This is a genomic window from Deltaproteobacteria bacterium CG11_big_fil_rev_8_21_14_0_20_49_13 (genome assembly GCA_002796305.1).
Taxonomy (GTDB): Bacteria; UBA10199; UBA10199.
In genome coordinates this window covers 1,119-14,527 of sequence record PCWZ01000067.1, presented here as the reverse complement: position 1 = coordinate 14,527, position 13,409 = coordinate 1,119, and the positions used below count along the sequence as shown (strand labels likewise).

Sequence of the window (13,409 nt, the reverse complement as noted above, 5' to 3'; positions counted from 1 at the left end):
CTGGAGGCGGTATTTGAAGGGGACTTTCTAGATGTTTCGCACGGATTCAGGCCGAACAGGAGTTGTCACACAGCGCTCAAAGCGGCAGACGAAGTATTAACGAGCAAACCAATAGGATATGTCGTGGAAGCAGATATAAAGGGGTATTTTGATAATATAGACCACAAGTGGCTGATAGAATGTTTGAGACAACGGATAAAAGACCCCTCATTTTTACGGCTGGTGGTAAGGTGTCTAAAGTCAGGGATAATGGAAGAAGGAAGGTATCAAGAGACTGACAAAGGGACACCGCAAGGAGGAGTGCTAAGTCCGATACTCTCGAATATATATCTGCACTTTATATTAGACCTATGGTTTGAGAGGAAAGTTAAGAAGGAGTTGAAAGGCAATGCTTGGGAGATACGCTATGCAGATGATTTTGTAATCTTCGCACAAAATAAAGAAGACGCAGAGGGAATCATTGCAAAGCTGAAGGAGCGGTTATCAAAGTTCGGTTTGGAAATTTCGGAAGAGAAGACAAGAATAGTGGAATTTGGGAGACGGGCGGAGAAGCCCGGCACATTTGATTTTCTTGGATTCACCCATTACTGTGGCAGGACGAGGCGAGGAGGATTCAGAGTTGGAGTGAGAACCAGCCGGAAGAAGTTTCGGCAGAAGATGGAAGCTATGAACACGTGGTTAAAATCGGTCAGAAACTTAGTAGAGCTCAAGGAATGGTGGGGGATTTTGAAGGTGAAATTGATTGGGCACTACAGATACTATGGGATAAGCGGGAATTATAAGAGTATCGAGAGATACTATCAGGAGACCAAGTATCTAACGTATAAGTGGGTCAACCGAAGAAGCCAGAAGGCGAGCTTCAATTATGAAAAGTTCTGGGAGTACCTGAAAAGGTATCCGCTTCCGTTGCCGAGGATATATTGCAAACTATACACCTGTGGTGAGTATTGTTGAAGAGCCGTGTGTGGGAAAACTACAAGCACGGTTCTGTGAGGGGCGTTAAGATGCTTTCAATGGTTAAATATTGTGACACTCTCCATATCGAAAGAGGAGAGAAACAGGGAATACAAACTAAACCTAAAGGAGGTATTTGAAATGTCTACTCGACAAAAACTCCCCGCCCCCCTCAACTAATTAAATCGTTTATTGCTTGACTTTTGGAACTTTGAGTTCTAGATTTTCACCCCATGCAAGAGGGGCACCATAACTATTTTTGCTTAAGGCGCATTCATTCTCTCTTGGGTATCTTTCCGATAGGCGTCTTTCTTCTGGAACACTTCTTTTCGAATTCGTTCGCATTTCAAAGCCCGGAACGTTTTAACACCTTGGTCGAGACCTTTCAGGGTCTGTGGGCGACTCCTTTTCTGGAGATAGGGCTTATTGGACTCCCGATACTCTTCCACGCGGTTCTGGGGCTCGTCATTGTCTATACCGGTTCTAATAATTTTGTGGCATACAGCTACTACCGCAACTGGATGTATTTCTTTCAGCGGGCGACCGGTCTCATGGCGCTTGTGTTCATCTTCCTTCATGTCTATGCCGCGCGCATTGTGCCTCTTCTTGCCGGCAAACATGTGACCTTTGACGACATGCACAATATATTGCAGCCGGGATGGGCCAAATGGTTCTATTCGATAGGAATACTTTGTGCTGTGTTTCATCTGACAAACGGTATTTGTACCACCTTCATGACGTGGGGAATAACGGTCTCGCAGCGCTCTCAAAAGATAGCGGCTGTGCTTAGCTGGTTCCTGTTTCTCGGGATGAGCGCATGGGGGTTGATGATCCTGAGAACCTTTAGTTAATGCGTCATCCTCGCGAAAGCGGGGATCTAGGGTGTATAAACGAGGTTCTCTTTTTTTGCGGGAACGACAATATGGCAAAAGCTAATACTAAGATTGCAATAGTCGGCGGCGGTCTGGCGGGTCTTATGGCCGCAATAAAGATCTGTGAAGAGGGGAATCCCGTTGAACTCTTCTCGATTGTCCCGGTCAGACGTTCGCATTCGGTCTGTGCGCAGGGCGGTATCAATGCCAGCGTGAACACAAAGGGCGAGGGCGATTCCCCGCAGGTCCATTTTTATGAAACGGTTAAAGGCGGCGATTTTCTTGCAAATCAGGAACTGCCGAAACAGATGTGCGATGCCGCCCCCCATATCGTTTTCATGTTCGACCGTATGGGGGTCCGTTTTAATCGTACCCCCGAAGGAAATCTGGACTTTCGCCGTTTTGGCGGAACACTGTTTCATCGCACCGCATTTTCAGGTGCGACCACCGGTCAACAACTTCTGTACGCTCTGGATGAGCGCGTGAGAAAGTTCGAATCGGAAGGCCTTGTCAAAAAATACGAAGGCTGGCTTTTTTTATCGATAGTAAAGGATGAAGAAGGTATCTGTCGCGGCTTGGTGGCGCAGAACATGGATACGATGGAGGTGCGCACCTTCCGTGAGGATGCGGTTATTCTTGCCACCGGCGGCATGGGACTTGTATACGGCCGCTCGACCAATTCCATGATATGCACCGGCGACGCCGCCACCGCCGTTTATCAGCAGGGCGCGGTCTACGCCAACGGCGAGTTCATCCAGATACATCCAACATCTATCCCCGGCGAAGACAAATACCGTCTCATAAGCGAAGCGGCGCGTGGCGAAGGCGGCCGCGTCTGGGTCCCAAGGGACGGAAAACCGTGGTACTTTTTGGAGGATTGGTATCCGAAATACGGGAACCTTGTCCCGCGTGATGTAGCTTCACGCGCCCTTTGGAAGGTTGTCCATGAGCTGAAGCTGGGCGTAGATGGAGGAGAAAGCGTCTATCTTGACCTGACGCATATTCCCGCGGCCGAACTCGATAAAAAGCTGGAAGGAATCTTGGAAATTTATGAAAAGTTCATGGGCGATGATCCGAGAAAGGTGCCGATGAGGGTCTACCCTTCAGTTCATTACACGATGGGCGGTCTTTGGATAGACGACACCCACATGACAAGCGTTCCGGGTCTTCTGGCGGCAGGCGAGTGTGACTATCAATATCACGGGGCGAACAGACTCGGTGCAAATTCGCTTCTTTCTTCCGTTTACGGCGGGATGGTGGCCGGTCCTTCGGCATTGAAATATGCAAAAGGGCTGAAGAAATATTGCGGTTCTGTTCCCGGCGCAGTATTTGAACGCGAAGAGGCCAGACAGACACATTGGAACCAAAAGATCGCCGCGATGGATGGAAACGAGAATCCCCACAAGCTTCATGATGAGCTGGGCGATATCATGACCAAGAACGTCACCATCGTGCGGCATAATAAGGACCTTGAGGCCACGGATAAAAAACTCCAAGAACTCAAGGCGAGATGGCACAATATAAAAATATTGGACAACACTGCGTGGGCGAACAGCGAGCTCCTGTTTGTCAGACAGCTATGGCATATGCTGGAACTGGCGCGCGTCATAACTCTTGGCGCGCTAGCGCGCAATGAAAGCAGAGGATCTCATTACAAGCCGGAGTTTCCGAACAGGGACGATGTTAACTGGCTCAAGACGACAAAGGCTGAGTGGACGAAGGACGGTCCGAAATTGAGCTACGAACCGGTCGATCTGAAATATTTAACACCGGAGCTAAGGAATTATGCCTGATATGAAACAGAACGTACGCTTAAAGGTCCGCCGTCAGGACAATCCAAGATCGCTTCCGTATTGGGACGAATTCGAAGTTCCGTACGTGGAGAGAATGAACATCGTTACATGTCTGATGTCGATCCTGCGAAATCCCGTTAACGTGCGCGGTGAAAAGGTTGCCCCGGTCGTATGGGAGTGCAATTGCCTGGAAGAGGTCTGCGGCGCTTGCACTATGGTGATCAACGGCCGCGTGCAGCAGTCATGTTCGGCGCTTGTCGATCAATTCGAACAACCGATAACTTTGGAACCGATGACGAAGTTTCCGGTTATTCGCGACCTTGCCGTAGACCGCGGCGCCATGTTTGAGATGCTCAAAAAGGTCCATGCATGGATCGAGATCGACGGTTCTCATAACATGGGCCCCGGTCCGAAACAGGACCCGAACAAATCTCTGAAGGCGTACGAGTTCTCCCGTTGCATGACATGCGGATGTTGCTGTGAGGCGTGCCCGCAATTCAATTCTCACTCGCCCTTTATCGGGGCGTTTGCGTTCGGTCAGGTAAGGCTTTTTAACTCGCATCCGACCGGCAGATTCAATTCAAGCGAACGCCTTGATTCGATCATGGAAATGGGCGGACTTGCCGACTGCGGCAACGTCCAGAACTGTTTCAGGGCCTGTCCCAAAGAGATACCTTTGACCGACGCCATCGCCGATCTTGGCTGGGCGACCACAAAGCGGATGGTTACAAAATTTCTCAAAGAATAAATATGAAAATACACGAATATCAAGCCAAAGAACTGCTTCGCAAGTTTGGGGTCGCTCTTCCAGAGGGCAGAATCTGTTTTTCGGCAGATGAGGCGGTTGCCGCCGCAAAGGATATTGGCGGAACGGTAGTTGTAAAGGCGCAGATACATGCTGGCGGGCGAGGAAAGGGCGGCGGGGTAAAGGTCTGCAAGGATATAGACGAGGTTCGCGATGCGGCCCAAAAAATACTCGGCATGACGCTTGTTACCCACCAGACAGGGCCGGAAGGAAAGATGGTTGGAAAGGTTCTGGTTGAAAAGGGGCTCAATATCGATCGCGAACTCTATCTTGGCATTACGCTCGATCGGGCGGCATCGAGGGTCACGCTTATTGCATCGACCGAAGGAGGCATGGAGATAGAGAAGGTGGCCACTAAGAACCCCGAAAAGATTCACAGGCTCTCGCTCGATCCTTTGGTCATGAACCCAAAAGATTCCGGCGGATGGACCGTTGAGAACGGCAATATAGGAGTTGACAAGAAAGAGCTGTTGGATCTTGCCGGTCGTCTAAATTTGGATGAAGGGCTTTCAGAAAAATTCTTCAGTTTCGCATCTAATCTCTCCAAGGCCTACATTGAATGCGATTGTTCGCTTGTAGAGATCAATCCGCTTGCCATCACCAAAGAAGGGGAGATGATAGCGCTCGATGCAAAGGTCCTCTTTGACGATAATGCGATCTTCCGTCATCAGGATTACGTTCAGCTGACAGACCTGAGCGAAGAGAACCCCCTGGAGCTTGAAGCCAAAAAGTTCGACCTTAATTACATCAGCCTTAGCGGCAATATCGGCTGTATGGTCAACGGCGCCGGCCTTGCAATGGCTACGATGGACATTATAAAGCTATGCGGCGGCGAGCCGGCCAATTTTCTCGATGTGGGCGGGGGGGCGACTAAAGAGAGGGTTGCCGAAGCCTTTAAGCTCATACTCCACGACCCAAATGTTAAGGCGGTGTTAATAAACATCTTCGGCGGTATAGTTAAATGCGACATGATAGCGGAGGGAATATCCTCTTCTGCGATGGAGATGGGATTGAGCGTTCCTCTGGTCGTGAGGCTGCAGGGGACCAATGTCGAGGCCGGACGCGCGATCTTAAAAAGTTCGGGGCTTAATATCATCTCCGCCGAAGGTTTGTCCGAGGCCGCGGAGAAGGTTGTTGATTGTATAAAATGATGCGTCATTGCGAGGCCCAAAGGGCCGAAGCAATCTCCCAAGTTAAAATTGTATAGTGAATATTATATTTATATAATTACGAACGAGAATAATACAGTGCTGTACACGGGAGTTACAGGAAATCTTAAGAAGAGGATATATGAACATAAAGAAAAGTTGATAGATGGTTTTTCCAAAAGGTATAATCTTAACAAGCTTGTGTATTATGAGGTATTCGAGTCGGCCATGGACGCCATTGAAAGGGAAAAACAGATAAAGGCTGGTTCGCGGAATAGAAAGATTCGGCTTATTGAGGGCATTAATAAAAAGTGGTTGGACCTATACCATTCACTATAGCAAGGGAGATTGCTTCGCCCCGCATAAGCGGAGCTCGCAATGACGCACATATATGTCGATCTGGATAAACAAGGACACAAAGGTGTTGGTGCAGGGCATCACCGGCGGTATGGGGCAGTTCCACACCCGCGCATGCAGGGAATACGGCACGAACATCGTGGCCGGAGTGACCCCTGGCAAGGGCGGCCAGAACATGGACGGTATACCTGTATTTAACTCCGTGGCCGAGGCGGTAAAGGAGACGCGAGCTAGCGCCAGCATGGTATTCGTTCCAGCTAAGTTCTGTTTTGCGGCCATCAAAGACGCGATAGATTCCGAGCTCGAGATGGTCGTCTGCATCACCGAAGGAATCCCGACGCTCGATATGGTAAAGATAAAGGCCTATTTGAAGGGAAAGAAGACAAGACTTATCGGCCCCAACTGCCCAGGGATAATCACCCCCAGGGAATGCAAGATGGGCATCATGCCGGGCATCATCCATAAGCCGGGGGATATAGGCGTTGTAAGCAGGAGCGGCACACTAACCTACGAAGCGGTGGACCAGCTCACAAAGTTGGACCTCGGGCAATCGACCTGTATTGGAATAGGCGGGGACCCGGTGCCGGGCACCGATTTTATAGACTGTCTCAGGGCATTCGAGGCCGATAAGGGCACAAAGGCGGTCGTTATGATAGGCGAGATAGGCGGTACCGCCGAAGAAGATGCGGCAAAGTTTATAAAAGAGAAGATGAAAAAACCGGTGGCCGCTTTTATCGCCGGCCAGACGGCTCCGAAGGGAAAGCGCATGGGCCATGCCGGGGCCATAATCTCCGGCGGCAAGGGGACCGCGGCAGAAAAGATAGCCGCGCTCGAGGCGGCCGGCATCGCCGTTGCCAAAAGTCCGGCAGATATCGGGAAGACGCTGGCCTCTATCATATAACGCCGTTGCTCATATTTTTCTGGATTTCGTGGGCCACATCTCGTAAAAGTTACCCATGCTTCCGCTCTGGTCGACCATACCCTTTATATGCATCCTTCTCGCCATTGCCTTGGTTCCGCTTAGTTTTCCTAAATTCTGGGAGAGCAATAAGAATAAGGCGATACTTTCAGGTCTCATCTCTCTTCCGGCGCTTATGTTCCTTTTAATGACCGAGCCTTTGCTTTTAACTCACTCTTTAATGGAATATTTCTCATTTATCTGCCTCTTGGGTTCGCTTTTCATCATTGCAGGCGGCATATCGATAACGGGCGACCTTAAGGCAACGCCCGTTGTCAACACTTCCTACCTTTTAATAGGTGCGGTCCTTGCCAATTTCATAGGAACCACCGGCGCGAGCATGCTTCTCATAAGGTCGCTTCTGGTAACCAACTCGGAGCGCAAGAGCTCGACTCACGTTCCCCTGTTCTTTATCATAGTGGTCAGCAACTGCGGCGGGCTTTTAACGCCTCTTGGCGATCCGCCGCTCTTTCTTGGCTTCCTGCGCGGCGTGCCGTTTTTCTGGACGTTGAAACTTTTCCCCGTATGGCTTGTTTCGATCGGTTTTCTTCTCACGCTCTTTTATCTGTGGGACCTCTGGGTTTATAAACACGAGACAAAAGAAGAGCTGCTGCACGATGCGGCCCATGTAAAGCCGCTAAAGATCCGCGGGAGGATGGGATTTCTCTTCCTTGCCGGTGTTATCCTGGCTGTCTTTGCAGAGACACCCATAAGGGAAGGGCTTATGATCCTCATGGGTGTTCTTTCTCTGGCGTTCGGTTCCAGGACGGCGCGTAACAATAACCGCTTCAGCTGGCATCCGATAGAAGAGGTTGCCATACTTTTTGCCGGCATCTTCATCGCCATGACCCCCGCGCTTGAGATATTGCATCAAAGAGGGGCCTCGCTCGGCGTAAGCAAACCGTGGGAGTTCTTCTGGATGACCGGAGCCCTTTCGACATTTCTCGATAATGCCCCCACTTATCTCAGCTTCTTAAGTCTTGGGCAGAGCATTCCGTCGGGCGTGACCGTTGCCGGTGTGAGCGAGATCGTCTTGAAGGCGATAAGCGTCGGCGCCGTTCTTATGGGCGCCAACTCGTATATAGGCAACGGGCCTAATTTTATGGTGAAGTCGATATCGGAACACTATGGCTATAAGATGCCGTCGTTCATGGGCTATGTCCTTCGTTCCACGCTTATACTGGCGCCGCTTTATATCCTCATCACGTTCCTATTCTTTGCGTAGGTCTTAGTAGAGAGGAGCTTTCAAGATGTGGCTTGCGTGGGTCCCTTTTTTGTATCTGACCCTTGCGGCTATCCCGATCTTCTTTATGACCTTGAAGGCATCTTCATCTGTGGTGTCATCGCCGATGTAAAAGGGGAGATAGCCCTTTCCGAACTTCCTGCATAACCAAAGAGATGCGTCCCCCTTGTTCCACAAGGCCATGGGCCTTATCTCCAGGACCATTTTGCCGCCATGCATATTGAGCCCGGCTTTTTTAAGGGGCTTTTTTGTGGCGGCTGTGACCCTTTTGATCAACTCGCTCCTTTTATTCTTTGCCACCATCCTGAAGTGGATGCTCAAAGAGAGACCCTTCTCCTGGATTATGACCCCTTTTATCCTGTAAACGGCGGCTTTAACTATCTTTAATATCGATCCTATTTTTTTTTCAAAACGAGCTCCCTTTATAAGTAGTTTCTTTCTTCCTTTATATATCTCCAGCCCGTGGTTTGCGGCGTAGTAGATGTTAGTAAAACCCACCCTGCGGAATATGTCGCTGTAAGCCCTCCCGGTGACCACGGCAACTTTTGAGAACTTGTCGTGTGCGAGGGACCTTAAGAGCTTTTTGGCGGTTCGAGGAAAACTTGCCCGATCGGGGTCCTTAACAATGGGGGAAAGGGTGCCGTCAAAATCGAATAGGTAGAATATGCCTCTTATCCCTTTGCTATTTCGGTGATGATGTCCGATGCCCATTTGAATATATTGTTCTCCCTTATCTTTGCCCTCATACGGTTCATCCGGAGGGCCTGTTCTTCGGAACCCATCTCCAGTGCCGTTCGTATCATGTCGGATGATTGCTCTATGTCATAAGGGTTTATAAGAAGGGCATCGCTTAACTCCCTTGCCGCCCCGGTGAACGTGCTTAAGATGAGAACTCCGCTCTCGTTCTCGCGCGAGGAGATGAACTCTTTTGCAACAAGGTTCATTCCGTCGTGAAGCGAGGAGACGATGCAGAGGTCCGCGGCGCGGTAGTACGGCTCTATCTCCTCATGCGAAAAATATTTTTTGAGGAAGACGATCGGTTTCCAGCCGCCGGACTGGAGCTTCCAGTTGATCCTCTCCGACTCGGCGGTAAGTTCAGCGATGAGGTCGTGATATTTCTTTATATGTTCTCTGCTGGGGGCCCCGATCTGGACAAAGGTGAAGAGGCCGGAATACTGGGGATATTTCTCAAAGAAGCGCTCTATTGCCCTGAACCTTTCCATGATGCCCTTCGTGTAGTCCATTCTGTCCACGCCAATGCCCATGTAGGCTGCTTTAACGTCGAGATTCCTAAGGAGCTCTTCCTTTGAAGACACAGAACCGGTCGCTTGAGAAGCGTTGAAATCTATGCTGATAGGAAATGGTTTGACAAAGGTGGTATGTCCGAGCCTTGTCACCGAAAAATGTTCCCAGTCTATTCTGCATTCAAGGGTCCTGTCGATGGTCTCAAGAAAATTGTTGCAGTGGAACTGGGTATGAAAGCCGATAAGGTTGGAGCCAAGCATTCCGTGCAATATCTCCCTTTTCCACGGGCAGATCGCGAAGGCCTCCGGATTGGGCCAGGGTATATGCCAGAAGAGCGCCACCTTCGAGTTTTCGTGGTGCTCCTTTATGGCCCTTGGAAGTACGGTGAAGTGATAGTCCTGTATGAAGACCACCGAATCCTTGTTCTTTATCTCATCATCAAGGCTTCTTGCGAACTTCAGGTTCACATCCTTATATCTTGCCCAGTCGTTCGCCCTGAATGTGGGCCTTGTGTGTGCGATATGGCATAGAGGCCACAGACCTTCGTTGGAGAAGCCGTAGTAGTATCCTTCCTCTTCCTCCTGCGTCAGCCATACGCGTTTAAGGTCGTATTGATTGAGCCCCGGCGGGACCTTGACGATGTTGTTCTTGTCAACAGTCTCCTTGTCGGCGTTGCCCGCTCCGTGAGCCACCCAGGTCCCTCCGCTCGCCCGAAGGATGGGTTCAAGCGCTGTAATGAGTCCGCTGGCGGGCCTTATGCATTCGATCTCTTTCCCCTTTTTAACGTGCATGTAAGGTTCTCGGTTCGAGACGACTATCATCTTAGTGTCGCCGAGTTTGACCTTTACATGCTCTTTTAACCTGTCTCCCGTCCATATTGCCTCGGCGGTTTGTCTAAGTTTTGCCTCTTCTTCTGCGGCGGCCCTTGCCTGAGCGAGCGTTTTCGTCAGGTTCGATATCTCTTTCGAAATTGGGGCAAAAAGGTCCTCTGCTGCAGGATTGAACGGCGGGACCTCGCCCGACTGGGCCCCCTTTATCCATTCGGTCATCTTTGCTATCGGCCCCAGAACGCTCCATCTGAAGATAAGGATGGTTATGACCGAAACGATCAATACCAGCGTTAAGAGTCTTGCTGCACCCCTTTTCCAGATGTTAAGAAGGTACTCGTCGATATATGAAACGTCGTTAAAGATGACAAGCGTTGCTATCCTCACGCCTTCGTCATTTGATACCGGCACCGCGAATACATATAACTTCTTTGTTCCGGTATTTACGAACTCTCCGCGTCCGTCGGTTCCTTCAAAATTGTCAAAGATTATCTTGGGCTTTTCCGTAGGGAGTTCCGGAAGGTCCTTGGAGCTGTTGATTATCTCGCCGGCGGTGTCATATACGGCTATGCCCGGGACCTGCTTGCTTTTGCTTATCTTGTCCAGAAGACGTTCCATCTTGGGAGACGGACTTTTTTCGGCCAGCGCCGCGATAGAGTCCCTCATCCCTTCCGCTACGAGCCACGCACGGTGTTCAACATCGAACTGAAGCCTCTTTTTTTCGGAGGTGACGTTAAAGTAAGAGAAAACGCCCGCTACGATGACCATCGCAACTATGAGGGATACTATGAACCTTGCCGTTATCTTCATTTATTCGGTCCCAAGTGTTACAAATTGACTATATCGTCCGTATGAAAGAGCGAGAGGAATAATAGCATATATTCCTTAAGATGCCTTGTCAGGAGGAAGTTCTGTTTTACGTGCTCTCTTCCGTTGGCCGCAAGTTGTTGCGCGAACTCCGGATTTTGGAGGAGCTGTTTGATCGCGAACGCCGCCCCTTCCGGACTATGGCACAAAAGGCCGTGGAACTTGTGTTTTACCTGAAGAGGTATTCCCCCAACCGCCGAAGCAACTACCGGCTTTGATTTCCACAGGGCCTCTGTTACCGTCAACCCAAAGCCCTCTTTGAGAGATTTTTGAACGATGACGTCGGAGGCCCTTTGCAATGCGTTTATATGTATATCGTTCTGCGCCATTAAGATCACGTGTATATCCTTGTCAGATCTTGCCTCGTTTTGAACCTCGGCGAGCACTGCGACCGATTCGGGGTCGTCCACTGCCGTTCCTCCGGCGAGCACCAACTGACAGTCGTTATATTTCTTTACATTTCTGTAGGCCGCTATGACGCCGAGAGGGTCCTTTAACCTGTCGAACCTGGATATCTGGGTGACTATCGGCTTGTTCCTTCTTAGCTCATAGTGGTCCAGCACCTTCTCTATCTCCTCTTCGGAAAGCTCCCGGTTCTTATCACTTAAAGGATCGATCGAAGGGGATATTAGGAACTGTCTGATGGGGAGCGGTTTTGAGAACGAGGGGGCGGAGAAGACCGCAGAATCATATTTTACTATATACTGTTTCAGAACATCCCAGACATTTGGATCGGCGATCGAGACATCCACGTGGCATCTCCAGAGCCACTTATTGTCCCTTTTCTGGTCCACAAGCTTTATAGGCTGGGGATCGTGGACAAAGACGATGTCGGCATCGCATTTGAGGTCCTGGTTGTTCTTGTCACCCGTCTCCCAGAAGGCTTTCCACATGGCTTCAGTGATATCGACCGGGGCACCGTGAAGTGCGTTGTGGATGGCCTTTGTAACATTGAAGAAGTCCTCGCCCCCTTTAATAACGTCCCATTTGGCGTCGACCCCCAGTTCCTGAAGAAGGGGGACCATCCTGTTGAGTATCTCGGCAACGCCTCCGCCTACGGCCGTGGAATTTATGTTCTGAATCCTCTTACCCTTCAGAAGACCCGCAAGATTCGCGAGTTCGTCAATAACGACCTTGCCTACGATCGGTTCGTAATCACTTAGCTTTGGCATTGTTTTTTCCCAGTTGATTTATCCTTTGCCTTACGAGCCTGACTATGATGTTCCTTAAGCTCTCGCCGGTATGTGTGTAGGGGTCCAGTTTGGCGATCTTTAATGCCAGTTCTTTCTCGCCAAGAGAATTTGCAAGCCAGTTCGAAAAATCGTTCGTTGGTCTTTCCAGCCTTAGCCTCGATTCGAACATGTGAAAATAGATGCAGCTTAAGCTTATGTTGCGCTCCAAGTGATCCGCGAATTCGTTCAGGTTGTTTGCCGTGAACGGCGTTGGAAATATAAAACTTAAAGATTTTAGGAATACAAAATCTTCTCCTTCCGGCGCCGAGAGATTCTTGAGCCTTGGTCTCGATACGAGCGCCTTTTTTATCTTTTCGATGACCCCCTCTCTAATTCCCCTTATGCTGGTGAATGACACGGTGTCTATGCTTGATATCTCTTCGCCCAGTCTGTCGTCGCCTAAGCTTTCGCTTATCCAGTATCCGAAATCGTTCGGGGGTTCAGGTGAGAGATGCTGGTGACGCTGGAGAAAGTGGTGGGTGTGGTAATAGATCGAAGACCCGCTTATGGTCCTTAGATTCTCGAGCAATTCCTCAAGGTTCGACGCCTTTAACCCGGTCAATTTTATAAGATGCAGGCGAGAATGGAATTGAAATGATCCGTTGTCCATGGTCACAAATATATATTTCCATTAGAACCAAATGACAACGAAAAAATTAGGCACGATTTTTCACTTGCCAACTTGATTTTTTGCTCGAACTGCATTAAGCGGCGGGGACTATGTTCGAACTTATACTTGTAAGACACGGTCAATCTACAACGTCGCTTTTTCGATCAGTTGGTCGAAAATTTTGGAGGTTAGATACTTTGCCTCGCTTTTATCCACGAGAAATTGCGTCACTTCGTCTGCCGCCTTTTTCCAATTAACCGTTTCCATCCTTTTTTTCAACATGTCCCTTAACCGGACTTCATCTAATTCTGTCATCTGTTGAGTGGACTGAGAAAGGGCGTTCTTTAGCAGATTGTAGTTTGGAACAATCTTGTGTCCAACAAACCACATGAAATCGTAGAAATCCCGCCCCTTCGTGTATTGCCTCATTAGGATAGCGTGAAGTTTTCCTGCAAAAAGCGATGGTTGATCAAAATGCATGATGTTCATTGGCATGCG

At 49.5% G+C, this 13,409-nt stretch carries 13 protein-coding genes; 8 read left to right on the top strand and 5 right to left on the bottom strand.

The features are described 5' to 3' along the window. The 8 genes from COV46_06500 to COV46_06465 all read left to right on the top strand — a co-directional run bounded on the left by COV46_06500 (position 1) and on the right by COV46_06465 (position 8,112). Complete coding sequence (locus COV46_06500) at positions 1-954, top strand: group II intron reverse transcriptase/maturase (GenBank protein ID PIR16897.1); 954 nt, start codon at positions 1-3, stop codon at positions 952-954. A 233-nt stretch (positions 955-1,187) separates the two neighbouring features. Next, positions 1,188-1,805, top strand: a complete 618-nt coding sequence (locus tag COV46_06495; GenBank protein ID PIR16896.1) for a succinate dehydrogenase — start codon at positions 1,188-1,190, stop codon at positions 1,803-1,805. 71 nt (positions 1,806-1,876) lie between these two features. Then, positions 1,877-3,619, top strand: a complete 1,743-nt coding sequence (locus tag COV46_06490) for a succinate dehydrogenase flavoprotein subunit (protein PIR16899.1) — start codon at positions 1,877-1,879, stop codon at positions 3,617-3,619. Further along, positions 3,612-4,367, top strand: a complete 756-nt coding sequence (locus tag COV46_06485) for a succinate dehydrogenase iron-sulfur subunit (protein PIR16895.1) — start codon at positions 3,612-3,614, stop codon at positions 4,365-4,367. Before COV46_06490 ends, COV46_06485 begins: the two co-directional genes overlap by 8 nt. Before the next feature lie 2 nt (positions 4,368-4,369). Continuing rightward, positions 4,370-5,575: an ADP-forming succinate--CoA ligase subunit beta gene (locus tag COV46_06480; GenBank protein PIR16894.1), complete on the top strand. Its 1,206-nt coding sequence runs from the start codon at positions 4,370-4,372 to the stop codon at positions 5,573-5,575. A gap of 75 nt (positions 5,576-5,650) precedes the next feature. Continuing rightward, on the top strand, positions 5,651-5,911 hold the full coding sequence (locus COV46_06475) for an excinuclease ABC subunit C (GenBank protein ID PIR16898.1): 261 nt from the start codon (positions 5,651-5,653) through the stop codon (positions 5,909-5,911). A gap of 52 nt (positions 5,912-5,963) precedes the next feature. Continuing rightward, positions 5,964-6,830: a succinate--CoA ligase subunit alpha gene (locus COV46_06470; protein PIR16893.1), complete on the top strand. Its 867-nt coding sequence runs from the start codon at positions 5,964-5,966 to the stop codon at positions 6,828-6,830. A 55-nt stretch (positions 6,831-6,885) separates the two neighbouring features. Beyond that, complete coding sequence (locus COV46_06465) at positions 6,886-8,112, top strand: sodium:proton antiporter (protein PIR16892.1); 1,227 nt, start codon at positions 6,886-6,888, stop codon at positions 8,110-8,112. Positions 8,113-8,115: 3 nt separating this feature from the next. Here COV46_06465 and otsB read toward each other — a convergent pair whose 3' ends face one another. From otsB to COV46_06440, 5 genes are all read right to left on the bottom strand, one after another. Further along, positions 8,116-8,841, bottom strand: a complete 726-nt coding sequence (gene otsB / locus COV46_06460) for a trehalose-phosphatase (GenBank protein ID PIR16891.1) — start codon at positions 8,839-8,841, stop codon at positions 8,116-8,118. Next, the gene (locus COV46_06455; protein PIR16890.1) at positions 8,802-11,012 is read right to left on the bottom strand and encodes a trehalose-6-phosphate synthase; all 2,211 of its coding nucleotides are present in this window, start codon (positions 11,010-11,012) and stop codon (positions 8,802-8,804) included. Before COV46_06455 ends, otsB begins: the two co-directional genes overlap by 40 nt. Positions 11,013-11,029: 17 nt before the next feature. Beyond that, positions 11,030-12,241 (bottom strand): glycosyl transferase family 1, encoded by a 1,212-nt coding sequence (locus COV46_06450; protein ID PIR16889.1) that lies wholly within the window; start codon positions 12,239-12,241, stop codon positions 11,030-11,032. Beyond that, positions 12,225-12,911, bottom strand: a complete 687-nt coding sequence (locus COV46_06445) for a hypothetical protein (protein PIR16888.1) — start codon at positions 12,909-12,911, stop codon at positions 12,225-12,227. Before COV46_06445 ends, COV46_06450 begins: the two co-directional genes overlap by 17 nt. 144 nt (positions 12,912-13,055) lie before the next feature. Beyond that, positions 13,056-13,406 carry a hypothetical protein gene (locus tag COV46_06440; protein PIR16887.1) on the bottom strand — a complete coding sequence of 117 codons (351 nt, stop codon included), beginning with the start codon at positions 13,404-13,406 and terminating at the stop codon, positions 13,056-13,058. Positions 13,407-13,409 lie beyond the last annotated feature (3 nt).